The following is a 24,869-nucleotide window of genomic DNA, read 5'->3' on the forward strand; positions in this document are numbered from 1 at the left end:
AGGAGGTGTTGACATGTTAGAGGACTTATTTTCCAAAGTAAAAGCCAGGGTAACCTTTGAAACCCAGGCGGATAAAAAGAATACGATGAACATTCCGGAAAATTTAATGTTTAAATGTCCCAGGTGTTCCCATGTGGAATTTATGGACAGTTTTGTAATGAACAATAAAGTGTGCTCCGGCTGCGGCTATCATTCCCGGCTTACAGCTCAAGAACGCCTGGAGCTGACAGCGGATAACTTTACCTTCCGGGAATATGACCCTGGGATGAAAAGCGTAAACCCAATAGGGTTTGACGGTTATACGGAAAAGGCCCACCGCCTGCGCCGGAAAACCGGTCTGCGGGACGCGGTTGTCACCGGGGAATGCACTATTATGGGAAACCCCTGCGCATTGGGAGTGATGGATACCCGGTTCATGATGGCGTCTATGGGGTCTGTGGTAGGAGAAAAAATTACCCGGATGTTTGAACGGGCAACGGAAAAAAACTTGCCGGTAGTGCTGTTTGCCGCGTCCGGCGGAGCCCGGATGCAGGAGGGGATTGTTTCCTTGATGCAGATGGCGAAAACCAGCGGAGCTGTGGGCCGTCACAGTCAAAAGGGGCTTTTGTATATTACTGTGCTTACCGACCCGACAACCGGCGGGGTCACCGCCAGTTTTGCGTCGTTGGGGGATATTATTATCGCCGAACCGAAAGTGCTTGTTGGATTTGCTGGACGGCGGGTGATCGAAGGGACCATTCGTCAGCGGCTTCCAGATAATTTTCAGTCGGCGGAATTTTTGCTGGAACATGGATTTGTAGATATGATCGTAGAGCGGGGACAGCTTCGCAAAACCATCGGCGCCCTGCTTAGTTTGCATGATAAGGGGGAAGAAGTATGATCAGCGCTTGGGACAGACTGCAGATTGTGCGGATAAAACAGCGCCCGACTATTCGAGAGTATATCCCTCTGATTTTCGACAATTTTATAGAGATGCACGGTGATAGACTGTACGGAGACGACAGGGCTATATTAGGGGGGATCGCTACCCTGGAAGGAACCCCCGTAACGGTTATCGCGCAGGTAAAAGGGCGGGACTTGAAAGAAAACCAGGAAAGCAACTTTGCCATGCCTCATCCGGAAGGCTACCGCAAAGCGCTGCGGCTGGCCCGCCAGGCGGAAAAATTTCACCGTCCGGTGGTGTGCTTTATTGATACTCCCGGGGCGTTCTGCGGCGTGGGAGCCGAGGAGCGGGGGCAGGGGGAAGCGATTGCCCGAAATTTGATGGAATTTATGCAGCTGCGCACCCCCGTCGCTTCGATTGTACTGGGGGAAGGGGGAAGCGGCGGCGCATTGGCGCTGGGCGTATGCGACCAGCTTGCGATGATGGAAAACGCCGTATATTCGGTAATCTCTCCCCGGGGCTTTGCCAGCATTCTTTGGAAGGATGCTGGGCGGGAGCGGGAAGCCGCGGATAGGATGCGCATTACCGCGCAGGATTTGGTGGAGCTGGGAGTGGCGGAAGCGGTGATCCGAGAGCCTTCCGGCGGGGCTCACAACGACCCGGCGGCGGCAGCCAGGGAGATAAAAAAATATATTTTATTAACCTTTGAAAAATTAATGCAAATACCTATTGATAAATTAGTGGAAAACAGGTATTATAAATTTCGGAAGATTGGGGAATTCATGGAATAAACGAATACGAAACCCTAAATCAAGAAATGAAGTATTTATTATAAAAGGAGGAAATAACCAATGGTATTCGAGAAGGTAAGAGAGATCCTGGTTGATCAGCTGGATGTAGAGGAAGAAGCGGTTACCCTGGAGGCGAATATTGCCAACGACCTTGGCGCGGATTCTCTTGACATTGTGGATCTGGTAATGAGCTTGGAAGAAGAGTTTGATACTGAAATCCCGGACGAAGAGATTGAAAACATTAAAACCGTCGGGGACATTGTAAAATTCATTGAAGATAACGCTCAGTAAGAGGAAAAGGAAAGTCCCCGGCTCTGCCGGGGCTTTTTTTGTTTTTTCTTCCCGCTTGGCCAAAGTTTTCCCATGAGGGGTGTACCCGGCCGAATTTTAAGCGGCGAGGTTCATAGATTTTTGAAGAGAGAGAAAGAAAACACACCCTATCCCAGGGAGGAACTTTGTCTTTTCCCTTGCAATTTGCTGGAAAATTCGCTATGATAGCAGATAGAACTCTAATTTGGCTTAAAAGGAGCAAACACAAAATGGCAGATCAGAAAAAAATGGTGGAAGCGATTACCTCCATGGACGAGGATTTCGCAAAATGGTACACCGACATCGTGAAAAAAGCCGACCTGGCCGACTACTCTTCTGTACGAGGCTGCATGGTCATCCGTCCCTATGGCTACGCCATCTGGGAAAATATTCAGCATATTATGGATGGGATGTTTAAAGACACCGGCCATGAAAATGTATATATGCCCATGTTTATCCCTGAAAGCCTTCTTCAGAAGGAAAAAGATCACGTGGAAGGATTTGCGCCGGAAGTGGCCTGGGTCACCCATGGGGGGGAGGAAAAGCTCACAGAGCGCATGTGTGTGCGCCCCACCTCGGAAACTCTTTTCTGCGAGCATTACGCTCATGTGATCAACTCCTACCGGGATCTGCCAAAACTCTATAATCAATGGTGTTCAGTGGTCCGGTGGGAAAAAACCACCCGCCCTTTCCTGCGCACCTGTGAATTTTTATGGCAGGAAGGGCATACCATGCATGAAACCGCCCAGGAAGCTATCGATGAAACCGAGCGGATGCTGAATGTTTACGCCCAGTTCTGCGAGCAAACGCTGGCAATCCCAGTGGTCAAAGGACAAAAAACCAAAAAAGAACAGTTTGCCGGCGCTCAGGCCACCTACACCATCGAGGCGATGATGCACGACGGCAAAGCGCTTCAGTCGGGAACCTCCCACTATTTTGGAGACGGATTTTCCAAGGCGTTTGATATCACCTTCCAGGGACGGGACAATAAACCCCAGTATCCCCATCAGACCTCCTGGGGAACGTCTACCCGTCTGATCGGCGCGATCATCATGACCCACGGCGACGACAACGGTTTGGTGCTGCCTCCGGCCATTGCCCCCATCCAGGTCATCGTGGTGCCCATAGCCCAGCACAAAGAAGGGGTGCTGGAAAAGGCCGGGGAGATTACAAAACAGCTTAAAACCTTCTGCCGGGCGAAGATGGATGACAGCGACAATTCCGCCGGCTGGAAGTTTGCCGAATATGAGATGAAAGGCGTACCCCTGCGCCTGGAGATCGGTCCCCGGGACATGGAAGCGGGCCAGTGTGTGCTGGTGCGCCGGGATAACCGGGAAAAAATTGTGGTTAAGCTGGATGAATTGGAAACGAAGGTGCCTGAACTTCTCAAAGCGGTTCACGACGGTCTGTATGAGAAGGCGCTGAAAAACAGGGAAAACCGTACCTGGACCGCCAAAAATATGGAAGAGGCCAAAAAGATTGCCGAAAACAACAATGGGTTTATTAAATCCATGTGGTGCGGGGATCTGGAATGTGAATTGCGCATGAAAGAAGAACTGGGGCTTTCCTCCCGGTGTATGCCCATGGAGCAGGAGCATCTTGGGGATACCTGCGTCTGCTGCGGCAAGCCCGCCAGCAAGAGCATTATTTGGGGAAAAGCGTATTAAAAAACAGCGAAGCCCGGGCGGAAAAATTTTCGCCTGGGCTGCTCTATTATATATAGTATATTTTATGGCGGCCGCCGCTATATATGGTAGGAAAAAGGAGCAAGGATTTGGGGAATAATGGAAGGGATTTTGGGAAAACTGAATTTTGTAAAAATCCACGAAATTTATAAAAAAAATACTTGCAATCTGCCGATGAGTATGGTATTATAATCAAGCGTGACTGCACAAGATATGCGATGAAGCGGGAGGTGGCCGTCTTTTAAGACGGGGAATTTCCGCCGAGTATGTCCGATTTTAAACCGGGCGACTTTAATACTGACAACAAGACCTGCGCCTTTGGCGTGTGGTATCGGGCGCGTTGTGCGTCTGGGCGGTATGAAGTCCGGCTAAACTTAAAAAAGTTTACCGGATTTTTTGTATGCTCAACTGCGAAACACCCGGAAGGGTGTGCAGGAAATCAGTAGGTAAAGCGTCTCATGAAAATTTAAGGAGGCGATGTTCAAGTGGCAGTCAAAGAAAAAATTCGTATTAGGCTCAAAAGTTACGATCACCAGCTGGTGGATGCGTCCGCGGAAAAGATCGTAGAAACCGCAAAGCGCACTGGCGCCCGTGTTTCCGGTCCGATCCCCCTTCCTACAGAGAAGGAAATCGTAACCATCTTGCGCGCTGTTCATAAGTATAAGGACAGCCGTGAGCAGTTCGAGATGAGAACTCATAAGAGACTCATCGATATCCTGCGTCCTTCTAACAAAACGGTAGAAGCTCTTACAGGATTGGAACTTCCTGCCGGCGTAGAGATCGAAATTAAGCTCTAATTTTACAGCAGGAACCCCGGCGGCTAAATATTTATAGCCGTCAGGTCATGTTGGCCAAAAGCCAACCAATAACCTAAGGAGGTAAAAAAGTATGCAAAAATGCATCGTAGGCAAAAAGATTGGGATGACCCAGCTTTTTGACCCAAACGGCAAAGTGATCCCCGTAACAGTCGTTGAGGCGGGCCCTTGTGTTGTCGTTCAGAAGAAGACAATCGAAAACGACGGCTATGAAGCTGTGCAGATCGGTTTCGGCGACATCTCGGACAAGGCTGTCAACAAACCCCTCAAAGGCCATTTTGCGAAGGCTGACGTTGCCAACAAGAGAACCTTAAAAGAATTTAGACTGGATGATTGTTCCGCCCTGAATGTAGGCGATATCATCAAGGCCGACGCGTTCCAGGCAGGCGACGCTGTTGATGTTGCCGGCGTTTCCAAGGGAAAAGGCTATGCAGGCGTAGTAAAACGTCATGGCTTTGCGCGGCTGAAAGAAACCCATGGTACCGGCCCTGTATCCAGACATGCAGGCTCCAACGGCCCTGGGTCCGACCCGTCCAGAGTAATGAAGGGCAAAGGACTTCCTGGCCATATGGGCGTGGAAAATGTAACCGTTCAGAACCTGGAAGTGGTTAAAATTGACGCTGAGAATAATCTGATCGCTATTAAAGGTGCGATACCCGGCCCTAAAGGCGGCGTGGTATTTATCACCGATAGCGTTAAGGCGTAAGGGAAGGAGGATATACAATGCCAAAGGTTAATGTCTATGATATGGCGGGCAAAGTCGTTTCGGAGATGGAACTTTCCGATTCCGTTTTCGGTATTGAACCCAACCCAGCGGTAGTACATGCAGTTGTTGTGAACTATCTTGCCAACCAGCGCCAGGGAACCCAATCCACCAAAACCCGTACGGAAGTTTCCGGCGGCGGAAGAAAACCCTGGAGACAAAAAGGCACCGGACACGCAAGACAAGGTTCTATCCGCGCTCCTCAGTGGAGACACGGCGGAATCGCTCTGGGTCCCAAGCCAAGAGATTACAGCTATTCTCTCAACAAGAAGGTAAAACGTCTGGCGATCAAATCGGTGTTCTCCGATAAAGTTGCCGGGGGCAATCTGATTGTTGTGGACAACATTTCCGTAGACGCTTATAAGACCAAGACCATCGTGAATATGCTTTCCGCGCTGGGCGCAGACAAAAAAGCGCTGATCCTTATGCCGGAAAAAAATCCGATGCTCATTAAAAGCGCCGCGAACATTCCGGGAGTAAAAACTGCTCTCGTGAATACGATCAACGTATACGACATCGTAAACTGCGATAAATTTATCGTAGCCAAAGATGCCGTAGCCAAACTCGAGGAGGTGTACGCATAATGAAGGCACCACAAGATATTATCCTTCGCCCGGTGATCACCGAAGCCAGCATGGCCGCAGTTCAGATGAAAAAGTACACCTTTAAGGTGGCAAAAACTGCCAACAAGCTGGAGATTGGCAAAGCGGTGGAACAGCTGTTCCCCGGCACCAAGGTAGCGAAAGTAAACACCATGAACTGCCGCGGCAGATATAAAAGAATGGGAATGCACGGCGGATACACACCGTCCTATAAAAAAGCGATTGTTACCTTGACCGAAGACTCTAAAACAATCGAGTTCTTCGATTCTATGATGTAAGGCGTAAAGCCAGCCTATGGGGTGCTCATAATTCCGTTTTTATGCCGCTGGGGAAGCGGCAGGGCAAAAATTTTTGCTTAAACGGCGTTTATACGCCCGCTTTCGCGGCAAAGCCGCCCAAACAAACGGCCCTTTGGTTTTTTTACATCGTCCAAAGGGAAAGAAAGCGCGTATAGCCCCGATAACACATTATGAGGAGAGTGAAACCGAAATGGCGATTAAGACCTATAAACCGACAACCCCGTCCCGTCGTGAGATGACCTCTATCGACTACAGCGGCTTGTCGAAGGTTGCGCCGGAGAAAAGTCTTCTGGAACCTATGAAGAAAACTTCCGGACGCAATAATACAGGCAGAATTACGGTTCGCCACCGGGGAGGCGGCAACCGTAGAAAATACCGGGTAATTGATTTTAAGAGAGACAAGATTGGCACCGCCAATGTGCTCACCCTGGAATACGACCCTAACCGTACCGCGCACATTGCTTTGGTTCAGTATGAGGACGGCGAAAAACGCTACATCATCGCCCCCAACGGGCTGAAGGTGGGCGACACCGTAACCACCGGACCCAGCGCGGACATCAAACCGGGCAACGCCCTTCCGATGGCCAACATCCCGGTAGGTACCTTTATTCACAACATTGAGCTTTATCCGGGCAAAGGCGCGCAGCTGGCGCGTTCCGCTGGTATCCAGGCTCAGTTGATGGCAAAAGAAGGCGCCTATGCGCTGGTAAGACTTCCTTCCGGCGAATTGAGAAACATCCCTGCCAACTGCATGGCCACTATCGGTCAGGTAGGCAACATTGATAATGAAAACATCTCCCTTGGCAAGGCAGGCCGCCGCCGTCATATGGGCTGGCGTCCAACCGTCCGCGGTTCGGTAATGAACCCCTGCGATCACCCCCATGGTGGTGGTGAGGGCAAATCCCCGATCGGACGTCCGGGTCCTGTTACTCCTTGGGGCAAACCGGCCCTGGGCTATAAGACTCGTGAGAAACATCACCGCTCCGACAAGTTCATTGTCAAGCGTCGCAACGCGAAATAAGGCGGGCTGAAAGGAGGCAACTGAATTATGGGTAGAAGCGTAAAAAAAGGACCTTACGTGCAGTCCGCGCTGCTTAAAAGGGTTCAGCAGATGAATGAAAGCGGCGACAAAAAGGTCGTATTAAAGACCTGGAGCCGCGCGTCTACAATATTCCCGGATTTTGTTGGACACACATTTGCGGTACATGACGGCCGCAAACATGTGCCGGTATATGTGACGGAAGATATGGTAGGACATAAACTGGGCGAGTTCGCTCCCACCAGAACCTACCGTGGTCACGCCGGTGCGAAAAAATCCTAATAAGGTGGCCGAAAGGAGGAAATCACCATGGAAGCAAAAGCTTCATTAAGACACGCTCGGATCTCGCCGCGCAAAGTGCAGATCGTGCTTGATCTTATCAGAAATAAGCCTGCGAATGAGGCTATGGCAATTTTAAAGCACACTCCAAAGGCCGCTTGCGAGCCGCTGGAAAAACTGCTCAAGTCGGCGATGGCAAACGCGGAGAACAACTTTAACATGGATAAAAACAATCTCTATGTTTCGGAATGTTACGCAACCCCTGGTCCGACGATGAAACGTATCAGACCGAGAGCGCAGGGCAGAGCCTTCAGAATTATGAAGAGAACTTCTCATGTGTTCATTACCGTTAAGGAAAAGGAATAAGCTGAAAGAGGAGGTAAACTATGGGCCAAAAAGTGAATCCGCACGGGCTCCGTGTCGGTGTAATCAAGGATTGGGATTCCCGCTGGTTTGCTAAGGACAAAGCTTTCGGCGATATCCTTGTCGAGGATTATAAGCTGCGCAAGTTCTTAAAGAAAACCTTGTTCGACGCGGGCGTTCCCAAGATTGAAATTGAAAGGGACGCGACCAAAGTTCGAATCCACATCCACTGCGCCCGCCCCGGTATTGTAATCGGCAAAGGCGGAGCAGAAATCGAAAAAATCCGCAAACAGTGCGATGATATGATCAATAAGGGCAAGGACAACAAAGTCAACGTGTTCATCAATGTTGTCGAGGTAAAACAGCCCGATAAAAACGCTCAGCTGGTAGCGGAGAGCATCGCCGCTCAGCTGGTGAACCGTGTATCTTTCCGCCGCGCTATGAAACAGGCCATTGGCCGCGCTATGAAATTTGGCGCCAAGGGCATTAAAGTAATGGTTGCCGGACGGTTGGGCGGCGCGGAAATCGCCAGAAGCGAGCATTATCACGAAGGCACAATCCCCCTGCAGACCATCCGGGCCGACATTGATTACGGCTTTGCGGAGGCTGACACCACTTACGGCAAGATCGGCGTAAAAGTGTGGATCTATGCCGGAGAAGTACTTGGGGAAAGAAAACCCCAGAGGGAAGGAGGCAATAAATAATGCTTCTGCCTAAAAGAGTAAAGTACCGCAGAGTACACAGAGGACGCATGAAGGGCAAAGCCACCAGAGGAAACAAGGTAACCTACGGCGATTACGGCCTGCAGGCCCTGGAGCCGGCTTGGATTACCTCCAATCAGATTGAGGCCGCCCGTATTGCGATGACCCGTTATATCAAACGTGGTGGTCAGGTATGGATCAAAATCTTCCCTGACAAACCGATTACCCAAAAACCTGCTGAAACCCGAATGGGTTCCGGTAAAGGCAGCCCGGAATACTGGGTAGCTGTTGTAAAACCCGGCAGAGTTATGTTTGAAATCGGCGGCGTAACCGAAGATCTGGCCAGAGAAGCGATGCGTCTTGCGATGCACAAACTGCCGATCAAATGTAAATTTGTCAGCAAAGAAACTGAGGAAAAGGGGAGTGAAGAGTAATGAAGGCAAACGAGATTAGAGAATTGTCTCCAGCGGAACTGGATCAGAAACTGTCTGACCTCAAAGCCGAGCTTTTCAACCTTCGTTTCCAGCACGCCATCAATCAGCTCGATAACCCGATGAGACTTAATGTGGTGAAAAAAGACATCGCCCGCGTTAAAACCATCATCCGGGAAAACGAACTGAAGAACGTGCAGTAAGCGGAAGGGAGGACAAAGGTAAATGAGCGAAAGAAATCTCAGAAAAACCCGTGTCGGAATGGTTGTCAGCGACAAGATGGATAAAACCGTTGTGGTAGCTATTCAGGATAACGTAAAACACCCCCTTTACAAAAAAATCATTAAGCGCACCTCGAAGTTCAAAGCCCACGATGAGAAGAACGAATGCGGCATTGGCGACAAGGTGGAAATTATGGAGACCCGTCCGTTGTCCAAAGACAAACGGTGGAGAGTGGTCAATATCATTTCCAAAGCGAAATAATTTAAGGTTAGTAAGGCCGAAAGGAGGAACGCTCTGTGATACAGATGCAAACCCGTCTGAAAGTAGCTGACAACACCGGCGCAAAAGAACTGATGTGCATCAGAGTGTTGGGTGGCTCCCGCAGAAGATACGCCAATATCGGCGATGTGGTAGTAGCTTCCGTTAAAAAAGCGGCGCCTGGCAGTCAGGTAAAAAAAGGCGACGTTGTAAAAGCAGTGATCGTTCGTTCCGCAAAAGGGGTTCGCCGCGATGACGGTACCTATATCCGTTTTGACGAGAACGCAGCGGTTATCATAAAAGAAGACAAAAACCCAAGGGGCACACGTATTTTTGGCCCAGTGGCGAGGGAACTCCGTGAAAAGGAGTACCTCAAGATATTAAGCCTCGCTCCTGAGGTGCTGTAATGGAGGTGCTCGAAAGTGAATAAGCTTCACATTAAAAAGGGCGATACAGTAATCGTTCTGTCCGGCAAGGACAAGGGCAAAAAGGGCAAGGTTCTTGAGGTGAGCCCCAAAGAGCAAAAGGTTATCGTAGAAGGCATCAACATGGTTACTAAACACGTCAAACCCCGTAAAATGGGCGATGTTGGCGGTATTGTAAAGGTAGAAGGCGCCATGTATGCCTGCAAAGTGATGGCCGTTTGCCCAAAATGCGGCAAACCCACAAGACCTGCGCATAAATTCTTAAACGACGGCTCGAAAGAGCGTGTTTGTAAAAACGCTGGCTGCGGTGAAACTTTTTAAGTAAGGAGGAGAAAACATGGCAAGAATGAAAGAGCGGTACCAGGGAGAAATCGCCCCTGCGCTTATGACTAAGTTTGGCTACAAAAGTGTCATGCAGATCCCCAAGCTTGATAAAGTTGTTATCAACGTTGGCTGCGGCGAAGCTCGTGACAATCCGAAGATCATTGACGCCATTGTCTCTGATTTGTCCAAAATCACTGGACAAAGACCGGTTGTCTGCAAAGCGAAAAAGTCCGTTGCTAACTTCAAGCTGCGTGAAGGCATGAACATCGGCGCTAAGGTTACCCTGCGGGGCGACCGGATGTACGAGTTTGTGGACAGACTGTTTAACGTTGCTCTCCCGCGTGTAAGAGACTTCAGAGGCATCAACCCCAATGGGTTTGACGGCAGAGGAAACTACAACATGGGACTCAAAGAGCAGCTGATTTTCCCTGAGATCGAATATGATAAAATTGACAAGGTCAGAGGCATGGATATATGCTTTGTAACCACAGCGAAAACCGATGAAGAGTCCCGTGAGCTTTTAAGCTTAATGGGTGCTCCATTTGCGAAGTAAGGAGGAGATATTGTGGCGAAAACATCAATGAAAGTAAAGCAGCAGCGCACTCCGAAGTACTCTACAAGAGCGTACACAAGATGCAAAATCTGCGGCAGACCACATGCTTACCTTCGCAAATTCGGTATATGCCGAATCTGTTTCAGAGAACTGGCATATAAAGGTCAGATCCCCGGCGTAAGGAAAGCAAGCTGGTAAAACAAAGCTGAGCAAAAGGAGGTTGACGGCATGCATATCACCGATACCATCGCTGACATGCTGACACGTATCAGAAATGCGAACGACGCAAAACATGATACTGTTGATATTCCTGCTTCCAACATGAAGAAAGCGATCGCTCAGATTTTGTTGGACGAAGGATATGTTAAAAGTTTTCAAATAGTTGAAGACGACAAACAGGGAGTTATTCGAGTAACCCTGAAATACGGCCCCGGCAAGACCCCCGTTATCCAGGGTCTGCGCAGAGTGTCCAAACCGGGCCTGCGTATCTACACAAGCTGCGAGGATATGCCCAGGGTAATGAAAGGTCTTGGCACTGCCATCCTTTCCACCAATAAGGGCGTTATGACCGACAAGGCCGCGAGAGCTGCCAACGTTGGCGGCGAAGTCCTTGCGTTTATTTGGTAAGGGGGTGCACAGTAGATGAGTAGAATTGGAAGAAAGCCCATCGCTGTCCCGGCCGGCGTTGATGTAAAAATCGACGGCAGCACCGTGACTGTAAAAGGACCAAAAGGGACCCTTAGCAGAACCTTTCATCCTTTGATGAGCATCGCGTTGGAAAATAATGAACTTACTGTTACAAGACCCAGCGACGAAAAGCTTCACAAAAGTCTCCATGGACTTACCAGAACCTTGCTTGCAAACATGGTTCACGGTGTGACCGAGGAGTTTAAGAAAGAGCTTGAAATTAACGGCGTCGGTTACCGTGCGGCCAAGCAGGGCAAACAGCTGGTTATGAACTTGGGATATTCCCATCAGGTGTTCATGAGCGATACCGACGACATCACAATTGACGTACCTGCCCCGAATAAGATTATTATCCATGGCCCTGATAAGCAGAAGGTTGGTCAGTTTGCGGCGGAAGTCCGCGAAAAACGTCCGCCGGAACCTTACAAAGGCAAGGGTATTAAGTATATCGACGAAGTTATCATCCGCAAGGAAGGTAAGGCAGGTAAGGGCAAGAAGTAAACGAAGGAGTGAATTGACATGGTAACTAGGCCTGACAGAAATGCAAACCGTCTGAAACGGCATGTAAGAGTCAGAGCGAAGATCAGCGGCACCCCTGAGTGCCCTCGTCTTAATGTTTTCCGCTCCGCTAAACACATTTACGCCCAGATTATTGACGATGTCAATGGTGTTACACTGTGTGCGGCATCTTCAATGGACAAAGAAATCGAAGGTTTTGGCGGTAACAAGGAAGCAGCAAAAAAAGTCGGCGCAGCGCTTGCAAAGAAAGCTGCCGACAAAGGAATCCAGGCGGTTGTGTTTGACCGCGGCGGATATATTTATCACGGCCGTGTAAAAGAATTGGCAGAAGCGGCTCGTGAAGGCGGCCTCAAATTCTAAAAAGGAGGGATACTTTTGGCTCTTATAGATGCATCGACGCTCGATCTGAAAGAGAGAGTAGTAGCAATTAACCGTGTTTCCAAAACGGTTAAAGGCGGACGTATTTTCAAGTTCGCTGCTCTGGTTGTTGTAGGCGACGGTAACGGAACTGTTGGCTACGGCCTGGGCAAAGCCTCCGAGGTACCCGACGCAATCCGCAAAGGTATTGAGGACGCAAAGAAAAACTTAAAGAAAATTTCCCTGAAGGGAACTACGATTCCCCATGAAGTTATCGGCGTTTACGGCGCGGGCAGAGTTCTGATGAAACCGGCTCCTCAGGGTACCGGCGTTATCGCGGGCGGCCCGGTGCGTGCGGTATTGGAAGTTGCAGGCATCAGAGATATCCGAACAAAATCTCTGCGCTCGAACAATCCATGTAACGTAGTAAGCGCAACCATCAACGGCTTGGCTTCCCTGCGGGATGTAGAGCAGGTTGCCGCGGTTCGCGGGAAATCTGTAACGGATATTTTAGGATAAGGAGATGGCGAACATGGCACAGCTTAAGATTAAACTCGTAAAGAGCCTTGTCGGAAGAAAAGATGACCAGATTGCCACTGTTTATTCTCTGGGCCTGCGCAAAGTGGGTTCTGAGGTTATCCAGCCCGACAATGACGCCACCAAAGGCAAAATCGCAAAGATTTCCCACCTCATTGAGGTTACTGATGCATAAAGCAAGGAGGTGCAGGTAAGATGAAATTGCATGAACTTTCTCCAGCACCCGGCTCTACCAAGGACGTATATCGCAAGGGAAGAGGCGCGGGTTCCGGCAACGGCAAAACCGCCGGCAAGGGACACAAGGGCCAGAAAGCCCGTTCCGGCGGCGGCGTAAGACCGGGATTTGAAGGCGGCCAGATGCCCCTTCAGAGACGTTTGCCGAAAAGAGGATTTGTAAATATCTTCGCTACCAAATATGCTACAATCAACGTTTCCGATCTGGAAAAATTTGAGGATGGCGCGGTAGTAGACGCCCAGGCCATTGTTGACGCGGGACTGCTTAAAAAGACTCTCGATGGCGTGAAGGTTCTCGGCAGAGGTGAAATTACAAAGAAACTTACAGTAAACGTAGCAGCTTTTTCAGCGTCTGCCAAAGAGAAAATCGAGAAAGCAGGCGGAAAGGCTGAGGTGAAATAGGATGTTTGCAACGTTAAAGAACGCATGGCATATTGCGGATATCAGAAAGAAACTTCTGTATACGCTGATGATCCTGGTGCTGTTCAGACTTGGCGCGGCGGTTCCGGTACCGTTTCTTGATACCACCGTTCTGCAGGGTCTGATCTCCCAGGGAGGAAACCTGCTGGGATATTTGGATATCCTCTCCGGCGGTTCCTTCTCCCAAGCGACCGTATTTGCCCTTTCGATCACCCCATACATCACTTCCTCCATTGTGATCCAGCTGCTGACAGTTGCGATCCCGGCGTTGGAAAGGTTGGCAAAAGAGGGCGAGGAAGGAAGAAAGAAAATCAACAAGATCACCCGTTATACTACGGTAGGTCTGGCGTTGGTTCAGGCGTTTGCCTATTACACCATGCTCAAAAACCAGCATGCGGTTTCTTATACCAGCGGCTGGGAAGGCGTATTCGCTGCATTTATCATTGTTTTGACCTTTACGGCAGGCGCCATGCTCATTGTATATTTGGGCGAGCGCATTGACGAAAAGGGCATTGGCAACGGTATTTCCATGATCCTGTTTGCAGGTATCGTATCCAGAGGCCCCGCTGCTATCCGCAAGCTGTGGACTTATATCCAGCTTGCTAACGCAGGGGAAACTCTTTACTACTTTACAGTTCCGCTGGTAGTTGTACTGTTTGTCGCTTTGATTGTGGTGATCATCATCATGACCAACGCGGAACGCCGTATTCCGGTACAGTACGCTAAGAAAGTGGTTGGACGCAAAATGTATGGCGGCCAGTCTACCTTTATTCCCATTAAGGTAAACATGTCCGGCGTGCTGCCGATTATCTTTGCGAGCTCCCTGCTTGCCATTCCGGGTACCATCAAAGCGTTTGTGGATCCTCAGGCAACAGGTACGCTGGGCAAGATTTTAGGCGCATTTGATTACAACCGTCCTTTGTACGCTATTTTATACTTTATACTGATCCTGGCGTTTAACTATTTCTATGTGGCTATTCAGTATAATCCCATTGAAATGGCGAACAATCTGCGCAACAACAGCGGTACGATCCCGGGGATTCGTCCGGGCAGACCAACTTCTGATTTTATTTCAAGAATTATTTCCAAGATTACCCTGTTAGGCGGTATTTTCTTAGCGCTGGTAGCGGTTCTGCCTATTGGCGTAGGCGCTATTACTAAGATGAACATCGCCCTTGGCGGTACTTCTATTATCATCGTTGTCGGCGTGGCGCTTGACACCTTCCGGCAGCTGGAATCCCAGATGATGATGCGCCACTACAAAGGCTTCTTAGAGTAAGAGAGGTAAAGTTTATGAAACTGATACTCCTCGGCGCTCCAGGCGCCGGAAAAGGGACACAGGCAGAGATTATCTGCGGGCATTTGAACATCCCAACAATCAGCACGGGCAATATCATCCGTGAAGCTTTAAAAAACGGCACTGAAATGGGTGTTCGGGCCAAATCCTATATGGATGAGGGGAAACTTGTTCCGGATGATGTGGTGATTGGAATTATCAAAGAGCGTCTTGCCAAAGACGACTGTAAAAACGGGTTTATCCTGGATGGATTTCCCCGTACAGTTCCTCAGGCGCAGGCGCTGGATGATATGGGAGTGATGATCGATAAGGTAATCGATCTGGAGGTTGCCGACGAGGCGATCGAAGGACGGTTAACCGGAAGACGTGTATGCGAAGCGTGCGGCGCCAGCTATCATACGGAGCATAAGCCTGCGAAAACCGAAGGCGTATGCGACAAATGCGGCGGCAGACTGGTGATCCGTAAAGATGACCAGCCGGACACGGTCAAAGGACGTCTAAAAGTATATCATGAGCAGACAGAGCCGCTGAAGGATTACTATGCCAAAACTGGCAAATTAGTAATTGTGCAGGGCCAGGAGAGAATTGAGGAAACCACCAAATTAGTTCTCGCTGCTCTGGAGGCGTAATTGTATGATTGTGCTTAAAACATCAAAAGAGCTTTCCGCCCTGCGGCGGGCAGGTCAAATAACAGCACAAGCACTACAGGTGGGGGGTAAGGCGGTTGTCCCGGGGGCAACCACGGGAGAGATTGACCGCATTATCAAAGAGTTTATTGTTTCAAAGGGCGCCAAACCCTCGTTTTTAGGGTATGATGGTTTTCCGGGAAGCGCGTGTATTTCAGTCAACGACCAGGTAATCCACGGCATTCCTGGCAAGCGTAAAATTGAGGAAGGCGATATCGTAAGCATCGATGTGGGAGCGTTTTTTGACGGTTACCACGGAGACAGCGCCGCGACTTTCGCGGCGGGAAATGCCGACGAAAACGCCAAAGCCTTGATGGAAGCAACCGAAAAAAGCCTGCGGGCGGGTATTGCCGCCGCACAGGCGGGCGCGCGTATCGGTGATATCGGTCACGCGGTGCAGTCGTTGGTAGAGCCTTTGGGCTATGGCGTGGTCAGAGAGTTTGTGGGCCACGGGGTAGGAAAAGATCTCCATGAAGCCCCGGAAGTTCCAAACTACGGACGTGCCGGTCATGGACCAAGGCTGATGCCCGGCATGGTAATCGCAATCGAGCCGATGATCAATGAAAAATCGCCGGCGATCAAGGTGCTGGACGACGGATGGACGGTGGTTACCGCCGATCGCGGGCTGTCCGCTCACTTTGAACACACTATCGCAATTACCGAGACTGGCCCGGTAATTCTTACCTTGCCGTAAGGAGGTGCCAGAAGCCTTGCCGATTGGGATAGGGTGTGTGGTGAAAGCGACCGCCGGACGCGACGCAGATGGGTTTTACGTAGTATGCGGGATAGAAAACGGATTTGTTTTGCTTGCCGACGGCAAGCGAAGGAAACTGGAAAAACCCAAAAAGAAAAACGTAAAACATGTACGGAAAACCAACATGCAGCTGGATTTAAATGTTATTACAACAGATAAAGGTTTAAGAAGGGCGTTGTCCCCCTTAAACGTAAACGAGGGAGGTAATCAGCTTGTCTAAAGAAGATGTAATTGAAATTGAAGGCACCGTAGTAGAAAGTTTGCCCAATGCTCAATTTTTAGTTGAGCTGCCCAATGGACACAGGCTTTTAGCTCATATATCAGGCAAGCTGCGGATGAATTTTATCCGCATTCTGCCGGGAGATAAGGTCACATTGGAGATGTCTCCGTACGACCTGACCAAGGGACGCATTACCTGGCGTTCCAAGTAAACCGATAAGGGATTTTAAGGAGGTAGTTTCAGATGAAAGTAAGACCTTCCGTTAAGCCCATTTGCGAGAAGTGTAAGATCATCAAGCGCAAGGGCCGCATTATGGTGATATGCTCAAACCCAAAGCACAAACAGCGTCAGGGCTAAGTGCAAACCAAGTAATGGAGGTGCAACAGAAGTATGGCTCGTATAGCTGGCGTTGACCTGCCGAGAGAAAAGCGGGTCGAGATTGGACTGACCTATATTTATGGTATAGGCCGCACGACGGCACATCAGATCCTCGAAGCCACCGGCGTAAACCCAGACATCCGCGTCCGGGATTTAACCGAGGACGACGTATCCAAACTGCGTGAATATATCGATCATAACATCCATGTGGAAGGCGATCTTCGCAGAGAAGTAGCGCTGAACATCAAACGTATGGTTGAGATCGGTTGTTACCGGGGCGTGCGTCATAGAAAAGGTCTGCCTGTACGTGGACAGCGCACAAAAACCAACGCGCGCACAAGAAAAGGACCAAAGAAAACCATTGCGAATAAGAAGAAGTAATTAGGGAGGGATATACACGATGGCGAAAGCTACTACAAAAAAGGCCACTCGTAGGCGTCGTGAACGCAAGAATATCGAGCGTGGCGCCGCACATATCCAATCTACCTTTAACAACACCATTGTTACCATTACCGATACCCAGGGTAACGCTCTTTCTTGGGCGTCTGCCGGCGGGTTAGGCTTCAGAGGTTCCAGAAAGAGCACTCCGTTTGCCGCACAGACCGCTGCAGAAACCGCTGCGAAAGCTGCGATGGAGCATGGCCTGAAAATGGTAGAGGTTTATGTTAAAGGTCCGGGTTCCGGACGTGAGGCTGCTATCCGTGCACTGCAGGCAGCAGGACTGGAAGTAAGCATGATTAAAGATGTTACTCCTATCCCGCACAATGGCTGCCGCCCGCCTAAGAGAAGGCGTGTATAATATTCACATTAGGAGGTGCAAGAAATGGCAAGATATACCGGTGCTGTATGCAGACTTTGCCGCAGAGAGAATAAAAAACTGTTCCTCAAGGGCGAAAGATGCTACACCGACAAATGTGCTGTAAGCCGCAGAGCTTCTGCTCCCGGACAGCACGGAAAAGCTCGCAAAAAGGTATCTGAATATGGTATCCAGCTCAGAGCCAAACAGCAGGCCAGACGTTACTATGGCGTACTGGAGAGCCAGTTCGAAAAATACTTCGATATGGCGGAACGCAAATCTGGTATGACTGGTGAAAACCTGCTTCGGATTTTGGAAAGCCGTCTTGATAACGTTGTTTACAGACTGGGCTTCGCTTCTTCCAGAAAAGAGGCCAGACAGCTGGTACGGCATAACCACTTTACTCTCAATGGCAAAAAGGCAAATATTCCGTCTATTCTGCTTAAACCAGGGGATGTGGTTGCAGTTGCCGCGGGCAGCAAGAGCAGCGATAAGTTCAAAGGCGTAGTAGAAGCATTTTCTGCTCGTCCGGTTGCCAAATGGCTGGACTGCGACAAAACTAATATGACTGGACGGGTAATTGAACTTCCCAACCGTGAAGATATCGATCTTGACGTGGAAGAACATCTCATCGTCGAGTTGTACAGCAAATAATGCCGCTGCTGCATTATGTACTTTGGCATTATGGCTGTGCCGGCAGGTAGGATTGCCGGTATGGCGGATCTACAGGGAAACGAGAATGATAGGACAGGCGTTTGCCTGTCAGTGAAGGAGGGTCCATTATGGTTAAAATCATAGAGCCCAAGATAGAAACGGTCGAGCTCAAATCCGACGGAAGTTACGGAAAATTTGTAGCGGAACCGCTGGACAGAGGGTTTGGTACAACCTTGGGAAACAGCCTAAGACGCGTGCTTTTATCCTCTCTTCCTGGTGTTGCGGTCATCTCTGTGAAGATTGACGGCGTTCAACACGAATTCTCGACAATCCCGGGCGTTAAAGAAGATGTAACTGAAATCATCCTCAACATCAAAGGTCTTACAGCGAAACTGTATTGTGATGAACCTAAGACAGTGAGAATCGATGCTCAGGGCGAATGTGAAGTTACCGCGGGAAGCATTGAATGTGATTCCGAGGTAGAAATCCTGGATCCAAGCATGCATATTGCTACCTTGGATACGGGCGCGAAACTCTCCATGGAGATTACCCTGAAAAAAGGCCAGGGCTATGTTTCCGCAGAGCGCAACAAACACAGCGAGCTTGAGAAAGCGCCTGTGGGCACCATTGCGGTGGACAGTATCTACACCCCGGTTCTCAAGGTAAACTACTTTGTGGAAAACACCCGTGTAGAGCAGATAACCGACTATGATAAACTCACGATTGAAGTCTGGACAGACGGGACCATCTCCGCGAAAGAGGCGGTTAGTCTGGCGGCCAAGATCCTCAATAGACAACTCAATCACTTTGTGGATTTATCCGACGAAGTGAGTGCCACTGAAATCATGGACAAGAAAGAGGACACAGGAAAAGATAAACTCCTTGAGATGACCATTGAAGAGCTTGACTTATCTGTTCGTGCATTTAACTGTCTGAAGAGGGCCGGCGTCAATACAGTAAACGACTTGATCAACAAATCCCCGGATGAGATGATGAAAGTGCGTAATCTGGGGAAAAAATCGTTGGAAGAGGTTATCTGGAAGTTACAATCACTGGGATTTGACCTTTCTAAGGACGAAGAATAATTGGGTGCAGACGAAACAGTGTCTGCCACGGCTTCCCCTGCAAATGGGAAGGTGAAACGTGTGCTATAGGTTGGCTATAGCAACTACCTAAAAAGCTAAGGTAAGGAGTGAATTTCGATGCCAGGCACCAGAAAACTCGGCAGGACAACAAGCCATAGAATGGCAATGCTCAGAGCGATGGTAACCTTTTTGCTGGAGAACGGCAAAATTGAAACCACTGTGACCAGAGCGAAAGAGGTTAGGGCAATGGCCGAGAAGATGATTACTACGGCTAAAAATGCTGACCTCCACTCCAAGCGTCAGATTTATTCTTTCATTACGAAAGAAGACGTTGCGAAGAAATTGATCGATGAAATCGGCCCGAAGTACAAAGAAACCAACGGCGGATATACTCGCATCATTAAAATCGGACCTCGTCGCGGCGACGCTGCGGAGATGGCTATCATTGAGCTTGTGTAATTGCTCGATATAATCATTGCAGTAAACCCCGCATCCTGTCTGGGATGCGGGGTTTTTGTACGGAAAGAAAAGTTAACATTTGCAGTGTTGAAAGACGAGGGTATTTCTGATAAACTGCTAACAGAGAAAAGGCAAAGGATGAGATGATGAAAAAAACGCTGGCCATCCTGTTGGCATTAATACTGCTGCTTTCTGCCTGCGGTTCCGGGGACGGAAGCGGGCAGATCATACGATATGACATCCCTGCGGGGGTAAGCAATCTGGACCCCCAGTTTGCTGTAGACGCCACCGCACGGATGATTATTTCCAACACCTTTGAAGGGCTGTTCCGTCAGCTTCCTTCCGGGGAGGTCGTTCCCTGCCTGGCAAAAAGCTATGAGACGTCGCCCGATGGACTGACCTATACTTTTTATCTGCGGGAGGATGCGAAATGGTCCAAGATCAAAGGGGTGTGGGAAGAAGATACTCCGGTGACTGCCCATGACTTTGTATTCGCTATTCGCAGGCTGTTTGACGCTACTGCCAGCAGTCCTTATGCCAGTGACTTCCTTTGTATAAAAAACGCTTCTGCGGTCCTTTCCGGGGCGCTGAAGGCTACTGCTTTGGGGGTAAGCGCACCGGAGGATTATACGCTGCAAATCCAACTAGATACCCCCAACCGGCTGCTGCCGGAACTGTTGGCTTCCACCTCGGCTATGCCCTGCAATGAGGAGTTTTTCCTTTCCACCAAGGCGAGATATGGAATGGACCTAAAAAGCCTGCTGTTCAATGGGCCCTTTTACATAAAAAGCTGGGGGGAAACGGATTATATTACCTTGCGTCAAAACACAAACTATTCGTCCCAGGACCCGGTGATTGCCGGCGGCGTAAATTTTTATATTAACAGGGAAGGTGCAAAATCCTCCTCATCCAGCGCCCAAGAGGGGGATGCCTGGGCGGACACCCCCACCCGGTTTTTACAAGGAAAGGTAGACGCCAGTAAAATTGATTATGAAAATCTTTCCCAAATTACTGACCAGGGCGGAGATTATGACGCATTTGACGATACGGTATGGGTAATTGTATTTAATGGGGAAATGGAATACCTGGCCAATGAGGAAGTGAGGAAGGCGCTCACCTATTCGGTGGACCGGAGCTTATTTTCGGGGTATGTGCCGGGCAATATGATGACTGCCCAGGTGCTGGTTCCGCCGGCGGTCAGCGCTATGGGAGGAAATTACCGGCAGTATGCCGGGCTTATCTCCCCGGTGATCTACTCCCCGGAGATTGCCAAACGGTATTTGGTATCCGCTATGGAGGATCTGGGAATTTCCCAGCTGCCGTTCAATGATCTCTTGGTATGCGATGAAAACAATCTGCCTCTTTTGGCCGGATTTGTACAGCAAAATTGGCAGAGATATTTGTCCTTGTACACAGGCTTGACCGTACTTCCCAGAGAAGAAGTACTGGAGCGGGTGGCCCTGGGAGAGTTTCAGGCGGCGCTTATTCCGTTGAGCGCTTCTTACGCCTCCCCCAGCAGCGTACTGTCGTATTTTAAAACGGGGTCTGTCTTAAATCAGTTTAGTTATTCCAACGAAGAAGTTGACCGGCTTCTGGAGAAAACCGCCTCCTCCGATGGGCAGACGGCCTTTGAGATATATAAGCAGGCGGAAGATGCGGTATTATTGGATGGAGCGGCCATTCCCTTATTCTTTGAAACTACCTATTACGCCATGGCGCCGCAGGTTTCCGGTGTGGAATTTTCTCCCTTTCTCCCGGGAGTTTACTTTAAATATGCGAAAAAATCCGATTGAAAAAGCGGAAGGAGTTTCCTCCTTCCGCTTTTATTAATATACAAGATATTGTGGTCAACATTATTAAAAATACTAAAAAATGTGGTTTTGCCATTGACAGCGCATTGATTTTCCAGTAGAATAATATTTGCAGCAATTTTTAGTTAAAGAGAGAGTTATGGAGGGTCCACCATGATAAGCACCATTGTAAAACGAGATGGAAGATGCGTACTGTTTGACATCGATAAGATTGCCCAGGCGATTTTTAAAGCGGCGCAGGTATTGGGGGGAAAAGACTATGATATGGCATGCAGTCTGGCCCAGCAGGTGGTAGATTACCTGGAAAACGACCTGAAAATTACCAATCCAAGCGTAGAACAAATTCAGGATGCGGTGGAGCATGTGCTTATCGAAAACGGCCATGCCCGTACGGCAAAGGAATTTATCCTTTACCGCTCGGAGCGCACAAAGGTCCGGGAAATGAATACCCGGCTGATGAAAACTTATGAAGATTTGACATATAAGCCCGCGTTGGAAAACGATGTAAAGAGAGAAAACGCCAACATCGACGGGGATACTGCCATGGGGACCATGCTTAAATACGGCTCGGAAGGCGCCAAACAGTTTTATCACATGTTTGTGCTCAACCCAGCCCATTCGAAGGCCCATCTGGCGGGGGATATCCATATTCATGACTTGGATTTCCTTACCCTGACCACGACCTGCTGCCAGATTGATCTGGACAAGCTGTTTACCGGCGGATTTTGTACTGGCCACGGCTTTTTGCGGGAGCCGAATGATATCCAGAGCTATGCTGCTTTGGCATGTATCGCCGTTCAATCCAACCAAAACGACCAGCATGGAGGACAGAGTATTCCCAACTTTGATTATGGGATGGCGAAGGGAGTAGCAAAAACCTACCGCAAACGCTATATTCAAAATGTGGCCAAGGCTCTGGCGCTGTTCGGCGATGTGGATAATTCCGACCAGGTAGCAAAAGAACTGTGTGAAACCATCGAGAGGGTACATCAGGTATCCCCGATTTTAAGCAATGAAAACGATTATTGCAGTTATGAAAAAGAACTGCTCAGTTCCTATGTGGAGGAAGCAGCCGCCGAAAAAATTCAGAAATTTGCATTAAAAGAGGCCTATAAAGAAACCGATCGGGCCACCTATCAGGCGATGGAAGCATTTGTACATAATTTGAATACCATGCATTCCCGCGCAGGGGCGCAGATTCCTTTCAGCTCCATCAACTATGGAATGGATACCTCTCCGGAAGGCCGTATGGTGATGGAAAAGGTGATGCTTGCTACAGAAGCCGGCCTTGGAAATGGGGAAACCGCTATTTTCCCAATTCATATTTTTAAAGTAAAAGAAGGGGTTAATTTTAATCCCGGTGATCCGAACTATGATCTGTTTAAACTGGCCTGCCGGGTATCGGCCAAACGCCTGTTCCCCAACTTTTCTTTTTTGGACGCTCCGTTTAACCTGCAGTATTACAAACCCGGCCGCCCGGAGACAGAAATCGCATATATGGGCTGCCGTACCCGCGTTATCGGAAATGTATATGACCCAGCCAGGGAGATCGTCAATGGCAGAGGAAATTTAAGTTTTACTTCGGTCAATCTGCCCAGAATTGCGATCCGTTCAAAAGGGGATGTGGATTTCTTTTTCGAGGAGCTGGACCGCAAGATTGATATGATAATTGACCAGCTGATGGAACGATATAAAATCCAGGCGAAAAAGAAAGTGCGCAACTACCCGTTCTTAATGGGACAGGGAATTTGGCTGGACAGCGATAAGCTGGGCCCGGACGATGAAGTAGGGGAAGTGCTTAAACACGGTACCTTAACAATGGGCTTTATTGGCTTGGCAGAAACCTTAAAAGCGCTGATCGGCGCACATCATGGACAGTCCCAGCAGGCGCAAAATCTAGGGCTGGAAATTGTAGGACATATGCGCAAACGGATGGACGAAGCCACCAAAGCCACAGGGATGAACTTTTCCCTGATCGCTACTCCGGCAGAAGGCTTATCCGGGCGTTTCGTGCGGCTGGACCGTAAGCTGTACGGGGAAATAGAGGGAGTAACTGATCACGATTTTTATACCAATTCCTTTCATATTCCGGTATATTATAGTATTTCGGCCAGCGAAAAAATTCGGTTGGAAGCGCCTTATCACGCCCTCACCAACGGCGGACATATCACCTATATCGAATTGGACGGAGATCCGCTGAAAAACCTGGAGGCCTTTGAGCAGGTGGTCCGTTATATGAAGGAATGTGGAATCGGCTATGGTTCCATCAACCACCCAGTGGACCGGGATCCGGTGTGCGGTTACACCGGCATTATCGACGAGGTTTGTCCCAGATGCGGCCGCCGGGAAGGGGAAGGAGTCAGCGTGGCCAAGTTGAGAGAATTGGGCTGTTGGAATGAACATGCCGGCAATACCGGCTATTATGGCGACGCGAAAGAAGAGGCCAGCCGGACGGCTAATCCAGTGGACTAAAAATTTTTGAAAGATAGAGGAGGACTTTGGCATGGAAAATGTACATGTGCAGGAAAACGATCGTATGGTAGGCGAAGGTGTGAAATTTGAGCGCATCCGCAGAATTACCGGCTATCTGGTGGGGACGCTCGATCGTTTTAACGACGCCAAACGGGCGGAAGAAAGGGAACGTGTAAAACATAATGTTTCCAAAGAAATTAAAATATGAGCGCCCCTTTGAGACTTTCTGGAGTAATTCCGGAATCGATTGTGGACGGCCCTGGTATGCGGTATGTGGTGTTTGTACAGGGCTGCCCTCATCATTGTCCCGGCTGCCATAACCCTCAAACCCATGACTTTAAGGGAGGATACGATGGGGATATACAGGCGATTGTAAACCAGATCAAGGGGGATCCGCTTCTTTCAGGGGTGACATTTTCCGGAGGCGAGCCGTTTTGTCAGGCAGGGGCTCTGTGTCAGCTTGCGGAAAAAGTGAAGGCGCTTGGAAAGAATATTGTGGTGTATTCGGGTTATACTTTAGGACAGTTAAAAGAGCTGGGGAAAAAGGACCCGGACATTCTGCAGCTGCTGCGGCTGGCGGATACTCTGATCGACGGACCGTATGTAGAAGCTAAACGGGATCTGACATTACAGTACCGGGGCAGTTCCAATCAAAGAATTATCAATTTAAAAGAGGAAGACCTGTAAAAGGTCTTCCTCTTCTTTCTTGTGTTTTCCCAAAAGGGAGAGAAAATATTTATCCGGTCCGCCCTTAGAGAGTC

The 24,869-nt window shown here is 49.3% G+C and carries 39 protein-coding genes and 1 pseudogene; all 40 read left to right on the forward strand.

Features of this window, described 5'->3' with window-relative positions; all coding sequences use genetic code 11:
* Positions 1–13 precede the first annotated feature (13 nt).
* Positions 14–880 (forward strand): acetyl-CoA carboxylase, carboxyltransferase subunit beta, encoded by an 867-nt coding sequence (gene accD / locus H8705_RS10070; protein WP_262395641.1) that lies wholly within the window; start codon positions 14–16, stop codon positions 878–880.
* Positions 877–1,674, forward strand: a complete 798-nt coding sequence (locus tag H8705_RS10075; protein WP_262395642.1) for an acetyl-CoA carboxylase carboxyltransferase subunit alpha — start codon at positions 877–879, stop codon at positions 1,672–1,674. The genes accD and H8705_RS10075 overlap by 4 nt, the downstream gene beginning before the upstream one ends.
* Positions 1,675–1,734: 60 nt before the next feature.
* On the forward strand, positions 1,735–1,965 hold the full coding sequence (locus tag H8705_RS10080; RefSeq protein WP_262395643.1) for an acyl carrier protein: 231 nt from the start codon (positions 1,735–1,737) through the stop codon (positions 1,963–1,965).
* Positions 1,966–2,213: 248 nt separating this feature from the next.
* Complete coding sequence (gene proS / locus H8705_RS10085; protein WP_262395644.1) at positions 2,214–3,650, forward strand: proline--tRNA ligase; 1,437 nt, start codon at positions 2,214–2,216, stop codon at positions 3,648–3,650.
* Between the two features lie 503 nt (positions 3,651–4,153).
* Positions 4,154–4,465: a 30S ribosomal protein S10 gene (gene rpsJ, locus H8705_RS10090; protein WP_262395645.1), complete on the forward strand. Its 312-nt coding sequence runs from the start codon at positions 4,154–4,156 to the stop codon at positions 4,463–4,465.
* A gap of 91 nt (positions 4,466–4,556) precedes the next feature.
* Positions 4,557–5,189 (forward strand): 50S ribosomal protein L3, encoded by a 633-nt coding sequence (gene rplC, locus H8705_RS10095; protein ID WP_262395646.1) that lies wholly within the window; start codon positions 4,557–4,559, stop codon positions 5,187–5,189.
* Between the two features lie 17 nt (positions 5,190–5,206).
* The gene (gene rplD, locus H8705_RS10100; protein WP_262395647.1) at positions 5,207–5,830 is read left to right on the forward strand and encodes a 50S ribosomal protein L4; all 624 of its coding nucleotides are present in this window, start codon (positions 5,207–5,209) and stop codon (positions 5,828–5,830) included.
* Positions 5,830–6,126, forward strand: coding sequence for a 50S ribosomal protein L23 (rplW, locus tag H8705_RS10105; RefSeq protein WP_262395648.1), 297 nt, complete (start codon positions 5,830–5,832; stop codon positions 6,124–6,126). Before rplD ends, rplW begins: the two co-directional genes overlap by 1 nt.
* Before the next feature lie 211 nt (positions 6,127–6,337).
* On the forward strand, positions 6,338–7,168 hold the full coding sequence (gene rplB / locus H8705_RS10110) for a 50S ribosomal protein L2 (RefSeq protein ID WP_262395649.1): 831 nt from the start codon (positions 6,338–6,340) through the stop codon (positions 7,166–7,168).
* A gap of 27 nt (positions 7,169–7,195) precedes the next feature.
* The gene (rpsS, locus tag H8705_RS10115) at positions 7,196–7,468 is read left to right on the forward strand and encodes a 30S ribosomal protein S19 (RefSeq protein ID WP_262395650.1); all 273 of its coding nucleotides are present in this window, start codon (positions 7,196–7,198) and stop codon (positions 7,466–7,468) included.
* 27 nt (positions 7,469–7,495) lie between these two features.
* Complete coding sequence (gene rplV, locus H8705_RS10120) at positions 7,496–7,831, forward strand: 50S ribosomal protein L22 (RefSeq protein ID WP_262395652.1); 336 nt, start codon at positions 7,496–7,498, stop codon at positions 7,829–7,831.
* 20 nt (positions 7,832–7,851) lie between these two features.
* Complete coding sequence (gene rpsC / locus H8705_RS10125) at positions 7,852–8,532, forward strand: 30S ribosomal protein S3 (protein ID WP_262395653.1); 681 nt, start codon at positions 7,852–7,854, stop codon at positions 8,530–8,532.
* Positions 8,532–8,963 (forward strand): 50S ribosomal protein L16, encoded by a 432-nt coding sequence (rplP, locus tag H8705_RS10130; protein ID WP_262395654.1) that lies wholly within the window; start codon positions 8,532–8,534, stop codon positions 8,961–8,963. Before rpsC ends, rplP begins: the two co-directional genes overlap by 1 nt.
* Entirely contained in the window at positions 8,963–9,163 is a 201-nt protein-coding gene (rpmC, locus tag H8705_RS10135; RefSeq protein WP_262395655.1) for a 50S ribosomal protein L29, read from the forward strand. Before rplP ends, rpmC begins: the two co-directional genes overlap by 1 nt.
* Positions 9,164–9,185: 22 nt before the next feature.
* Positions 9,186–9,443, forward strand: coding sequence for a 30S ribosomal protein S17 (gene rpsQ / locus H8705_RS10140; RefSeq protein ID WP_262395656.1), 258 nt, complete (start codon positions 9,186–9,188; stop codon positions 9,441–9,443).
* A 35-nt stretch (positions 9,444–9,478) separates the two neighbouring features.
* Entirely contained in the window at positions 9,479–9,847 is a 369-nt protein-coding gene (gene rplN / locus H8705_RS10145) for a 50S ribosomal protein L14 (protein ID WP_262395657.1), read from the forward strand.
* A gap of 15 nt (positions 9,848–9,862) precedes the next feature.
* Positions 9,863–10,186 (forward strand): 50S ribosomal protein L24, encoded by a 324-nt coding sequence (gene rplX, locus H8705_RS10150; RefSeq protein WP_262395658.1) that lies wholly within the window; start codon positions 9,863–9,865, stop codon positions 10,184–10,186.
* A 16-nt stretch (positions 10,187–10,202) separates the two neighbouring features.
* Positions 10,203–10,742: a 50S ribosomal protein L5 gene (gene rplE / locus H8705_RS10155; RefSeq protein WP_262395659.1), complete on the forward strand. Its 540-nt coding sequence runs from the start codon at positions 10,203–10,205 to the stop codon at positions 10,740–10,742.
* 12 nt (positions 10,743–10,754) lie between these two features.
* A complete protein-coding gene (locus tag H8705_RS10160; protein WP_262395660.1) occupies positions 10,755–10,940 on the forward strand; it encodes a type Z 30S ribosomal protein S14 in 186 nt (61 codons plus the stop codon).
* Between the two features lie 30 nt (positions 10,941–10,970).
* Positions 10,971–11,369, forward strand: a complete 399-nt coding sequence (rpsH, locus tag H8705_RS10165; protein WP_262395661.1) for a 30S ribosomal protein S8 — start codon at positions 10,971–10,973, stop codon at positions 11,367–11,369.
* A 15-nt stretch (positions 11,370–11,384) separates the two neighbouring features.
* Positions 11,385–11,930 (forward strand): 50S ribosomal protein L6, encoded by a 546-nt coding sequence (rplF, locus tag H8705_RS10170; protein WP_262395662.1) that lies wholly within the window; start codon positions 11,385–11,387, stop codon positions 11,928–11,930.
* Positions 11,931–11,948: 18 nt separating this feature from the next.
* On the forward strand, positions 11,949–12,308 hold the full coding sequence (rplR, locus tag H8705_RS10175; RefSeq protein WP_262395663.1) for a 50S ribosomal protein L18: 360 nt from the start codon (positions 11,949–11,951) through the stop codon (positions 12,306–12,308).
* A 15-nt stretch (positions 12,309–12,323) separates the two neighbouring features.
* Positions 12,324–12,824 carry a 30S ribosomal protein S5 gene (gene rpsE / locus H8705_RS10180; RefSeq protein ID WP_262395664.1) on the forward strand — a complete coding sequence of 167 codons (501 nt, stop codon included), beginning with the start codon at positions 12,324–12,326 and terminating at the stop codon, positions 12,822–12,824.
* 13 nt (positions 12,825–12,837) lie between these two features.
* Entirely contained in the window at positions 12,838–13,017 is a 180-nt protein-coding gene (rpmD, locus tag H8705_RS10185; protein ID WP_262395665.1) for a 50S ribosomal protein L30, read from the forward strand.
* Positions 13,018–13,037: 20 nt separating this feature from the next.
* Complete coding sequence (rplO, locus tag H8705_RS10190) at positions 13,038–13,478, forward strand: 50S ribosomal protein L15 (RefSeq protein ID WP_262395666.1); 441 nt, start codon at positions 13,038–13,040, stop codon at positions 13,476–13,478.
* 1 nt (position 13,479) lies between these two features.
* Complete coding sequence (secY, locus tag H8705_RS10195) at positions 13,480–14,775, forward strand: preprotein translocase subunit SecY (protein WP_262395667.1); 1,296 nt, start codon at positions 13,480–13,482, stop codon at positions 14,773–14,775.
* 14 nt (positions 14,776–14,789) lie between these two features.
* On the forward strand, positions 14,790–15,422 hold the full coding sequence (locus tag H8705_RS10200; protein ID WP_262395668.1) for an adenylate kinase: 633 nt from the start codon (positions 14,790–14,792) through the stop codon (positions 15,420–15,422).
* A 4-nt stretch (positions 15,423–15,426) separates the two neighbouring features.
* Positions 15,427–16,173, forward strand: coding sequence for a type I methionyl aminopeptidase (gene map / locus H8705_RS10205; protein WP_262395669.1), 747 nt, complete (start codon positions 15,427–15,429; stop codon positions 16,171–16,173).
* 16 nt (positions 16,174–16,189) lie between these two features.
* A complete protein-coding gene (locus H8705_RS10210) occupies positions 16,190–16,453 on the forward strand; it encodes a KOW domain-containing RNA-binding protein (RefSeq protein ID WP_262395670.1) in 264 nt (87 codons plus the stop codon).
* On the forward strand, positions 16,446–16,664 hold the full coding sequence (infA, locus tag H8705_RS10215; RefSeq protein WP_262395672.1) for a translation initiation factor IF-1: 219 nt from the start codon (positions 16,446–16,448) through the stop codon (positions 16,662–16,664). Before H8705_RS10210 ends, infA begins: the two co-directional genes overlap by 8 nt.
* A 32-nt stretch (positions 16,665–16,696) precedes the next feature.
* Positions 16,697–16,810, forward strand: a complete 114-nt coding sequence (rpmJ, locus tag H8705_RS10220) for a 50S ribosomal protein L36 (protein ID WP_024729495.1) — start codon at positions 16,697–16,699, stop codon at positions 16,808–16,810.
* A 33-nt stretch (positions 16,811–16,843) separates the two neighbouring features.
* Positions 16,844–17,212 carry a 30S ribosomal protein S13 gene (rpsM, locus tag H8705_RS10225; RefSeq protein ID WP_262395676.1) on the forward strand — a complete coding sequence of 123 codons (369 nt, stop codon included), beginning with the start codon at positions 16,844–16,846 and terminating at the stop codon, positions 17,210–17,212.
* A gap of 19 nt (positions 17,213–17,231) precedes the next feature.
* Positions 17,232–17,630: a 30S ribosomal protein S11 gene (rpsK, locus tag H8705_RS10230; RefSeq protein WP_262395677.1), complete on the forward strand. Its 399-nt coding sequence runs from the start codon at positions 17,232–17,234 to the stop codon at positions 17,628–17,630.
* A gap of 24 nt (positions 17,631–17,654) precedes the next feature.
* The gene (rpsD, locus tag H8705_RS10235) at positions 17,655–18,281 is read left to right on the forward strand and encodes a 30S ribosomal protein S4 (RefSeq protein ID WP_262395678.1); all 627 of its coding nucleotides are present in this window, start codon (positions 17,655–17,657) and stop codon (positions 18,279–18,281) included.
* A gap of 128 nt (positions 18,282–18,409) precedes the next feature.
* On the forward strand, positions 18,410–19,366 hold the full coding sequence (locus H8705_RS10240) for a DNA-directed RNA polymerase subunit alpha (RefSeq protein WP_262395679.1): 957 nt from the start codon (positions 18,410–18,412) through the stop codon (positions 19,364–19,366).
* A 117-nt stretch (positions 19,367–19,483) separates the two neighbouring features.
* Entirely contained in the window at positions 19,484–19,825 is a 342-nt protein-coding gene (gene rplQ / locus H8705_RS10245; RefSeq protein ID WP_262395680.1) for a 50S ribosomal protein L17, read from the forward strand.
* Between the two features lie 143 nt (positions 19,826–19,968).
* Entirely contained in the window at positions 19,969–21,618 is a 1,650-nt protein-coding gene (locus H8705_RS10250) for a peptide ABC transporter substrate-binding protein (RefSeq protein ID WP_262395681.1), read from the forward strand.
* A gap of 171 nt (positions 21,619–21,789) precedes the next feature.
* Positions 21,790–24,108 carry an anaerobic ribonucleoside triphosphate reductase gene (locus tag H8705_RS10255; RefSeq protein ID WP_262395683.1) on the forward strand — a complete coding sequence of 773 codons (2,319 nt, stop codon included), beginning with the start codon at positions 21,790–21,792 and terminating at the stop codon, positions 24,106–24,108.
* An 82-nt stretch (positions 24,109–24,190) separates the two neighbouring features.
* Positions 24,191–24,316 (forward strand): annotated as a pseudogene (gene nrdD / locus H8705_RS10260) (anaerobic ribonucleoside-triphosphate reductase); the annotation flags it as partial.
* Positions 24,313–24,795, forward strand: coding sequence for an anaerobic ribonucleoside-triphosphate reductase activating protein (gene nrdG, locus H8705_RS10265; protein WP_262395686.1), 483 nt, complete (start codon positions 24,313–24,315; stop codon positions 24,793–24,795). The pseudogene nrdD and the gene nrdG, both read left to right, overlap by 4 nt.
* The last annotated feature ends 74 nt before the right edge of the window (positions 24,796–24,869 follow it).

The sequence above is a fragment of the Youxingia wuxianensis genome, from assembly GCF_014385085.1.
Taxonomy (GTDB): Bacteria; Bacillota; Clostridia; order Oscillospirales; family Ruminococcaceae; genus Youxingia; species Youxingia wuxianensis.

Bases quoted from the DNA above. Each gene is read 5' to 3' on its own strand.
- rpsS (WP_262395650.1), top strand. From the start codon at position 7,196: ATGGGTAGAAGCGTAAAAAAAGGACCTTACGTGCAGTCCGCGCTGCTT.
- H8705_RS10240 (WP_262395679.1), top strand. From the start codon at position 18,410: ATGGTTAAAATCATAGAGCCCAAGATAGAAACGGTCGAGCTCAAATCC.
- rplE (WP_262395659.1), top strand. From the start codon at position 10,203: ATGGCAAGAATGAAAGAGCGGTACCAGGGAGAAATCGCCCCTGCGCTT.
- rpsK (WP_262395677.1), top strand. From the start codon at position 17,232: ATGGCGAAAGCTACTACAAAAAAGGCCACTCGTAGGCGTCGTGAACGC.
- rpsM (WP_262395676.1), top strand. From the start codon at position 16,844: ATGGCTCGTATAGCTGGCGTTGACCTGCCGAGAGAAAAGCGGGTCGAG.
- H8705_RS10250 (WP_262395681.1), top strand. From the start codon at position 19,969: ATGATGAAAAAAACGCTGGCCATCCTGTTGGCATTAATACTGCTGCTT.
- rplD (WP_262395647.1), top strand. From the start codon at position 5,207: ATGCCAAAGGTTAATGTCTATGATATGGCGGGCAAAGTCGTTTCGGAG.
- proS (WP_262395644.1), top strand. From the start codon at position 2,214: ATGGCAGATCAGAAAAAAATGGTGGAAGCGATTACCTCCATGGACGAG.
- rpmD (WP_262395665.1), top strand. From the start codon at position 12,838: ATGGCACAGCTTAAGATTAAACTCGTAAAGAGCCTTGTCGGAAGAAAA.
- H8705_RS10200 (WP_262395668.1), top strand. From the start codon at position 14,790: ATGAAACTGATACTCCTCGGCGCTCCAGGCGCCGGAAAAGGGACACAG.
- H8705_RS10075 (WP_262395642.1), top strand. From the start codon at position 877: ATGATCAGCGCTTGGGACAGACTGCAGATTGTGCGGATAAAACAGCGC.
- rpsD (WP_262395678.1), top strand. From the start codon at position 17,655: ATGGCAAGATATACCGGTGCTGTATGCAGACTTTGCCGCAGAGAGAAT.
- secY (WP_262395667.1), top strand. From the start codon at position 13,480: ATGTTTGCAACGTTAAAGAACGCATGGCATATTGCGGATATCAGAAAG.
- rplF (WP_262395662.1), top strand. From the start codon at position 11,385: ATGAGTAGAATTGGAAGAAAGCCCATCGCTGTCCCGGCCGGCGTTGAT.
- rpsC (WP_262395653.1), top strand. From the start codon at position 7,852: ATGGGCCAAAAAGTGAATCCGCACGGGCTCCGTGTCGGTGTAATCAAG.
- rplW (WP_262395648.1), top strand. From the start codon at position 5,830: ATGAAGGCACCACAAGATATTATCCTTCGCCCGGTGATCACCGAAGCC.
- rpmC (WP_262395655.1), top strand. From the start codon at position 8,963: ATGAAGGCAAACGAGATTAGAGAATTGTCTCCAGCGGAACTGGATCAG.
- map (WP_262395669.1), top strand. From the start codon at position 15,427: ATGATTGTGCTTAAAACATCAAAAGAGCTTTCCGCCCTGCGGCGGGCA.
- rplO (WP_262395666.1), top strand. From the start codon at position 13,038: ATGAAATTGCATGAACTTTCTCCAGCACCCGGCTCTACCAAGGACGTA.
- rplB (WP_262395649.1), top strand. From the start codon at position 6,338: ATGGCGATTAAGACCTATAAACCGACAACCCCGTCCCGTCGTGAGATG.
- rplQ (WP_262395680.1), top strand. From the start codon at position 19,484: ATGCCAGGCACCAGAAAACTCGGCAGGACAACAAGCCATAGAATGGCA.
- rpsQ (WP_262395656.1), top strand. From the start codon at position 9,186: ATGAGCGAAAGAAATCTCAGAAAAACCCGTGTCGGAATGGTTGTCAGC.
- rpmJ (WP_024729495.1), top strand. From the start codon at position 16,697: ATGAAAGTAAGACCTTCCGTTAAGCCCATTTGCGAGAAGTGTAAGATC.
- rplV (WP_262395652.1), top strand. From the start codon at position 7,496: ATGGAAGCAAAAGCTTCATTAAGACACGCTCGGATCTCGCCGCGCAAA.
- rplC (WP_262395646.1), top strand. From the start codon at position 4,557: ATGCAAAAATGCATCGTAGGCAAAAAGATTGGGATGACCCAGCTTTTT.
- rplP (WP_262395654.1), top strand. From the start codon at position 8,532: ATGCTTCTGCCTAAAAGAGTAAAGTACCGCAGAGTACACAGAGGACGC.
- rplR (WP_262395663.1), top strand. From the start codon at position 11,949: ATGGTAACTAGGCCTGACAGAAATGCAAACCGTCTGAAACGGCATGTA.
- nrdG (WP_262395686.1), top strand. From the start codon at position 24,313: ATGAGCGCCCCTTTGAGACTTTCTGGAGTAATTCCGGAATCGATTGTG.
- rpsH (WP_262395661.1), top strand. From the start codon at position 10,971: ATGCATATCACCGATACCATCGCTGACATGCTGACACGTATCAGAAAT.
- H8705_RS10255 (WP_262395683.1), top strand. From the start codon at position 21,790: ATGATAAGCACCATTGTAAAACGAGATGGAAGATGCGTACTGTTTGAC.
- H8705_RS10080 (WP_262395643.1), top strand. From the start codon at position 1,735: ATGGTATTCGAGAAGGTAAGAGAGATCCTGGTTGATCAGCTGGATGTA.
- accD (WP_262395641.1), top strand. From the start codon at position 14: ATGTTAGAGGACTTATTTTCCAAAGTAAAAGCCAGGGTAACCTTTGAA.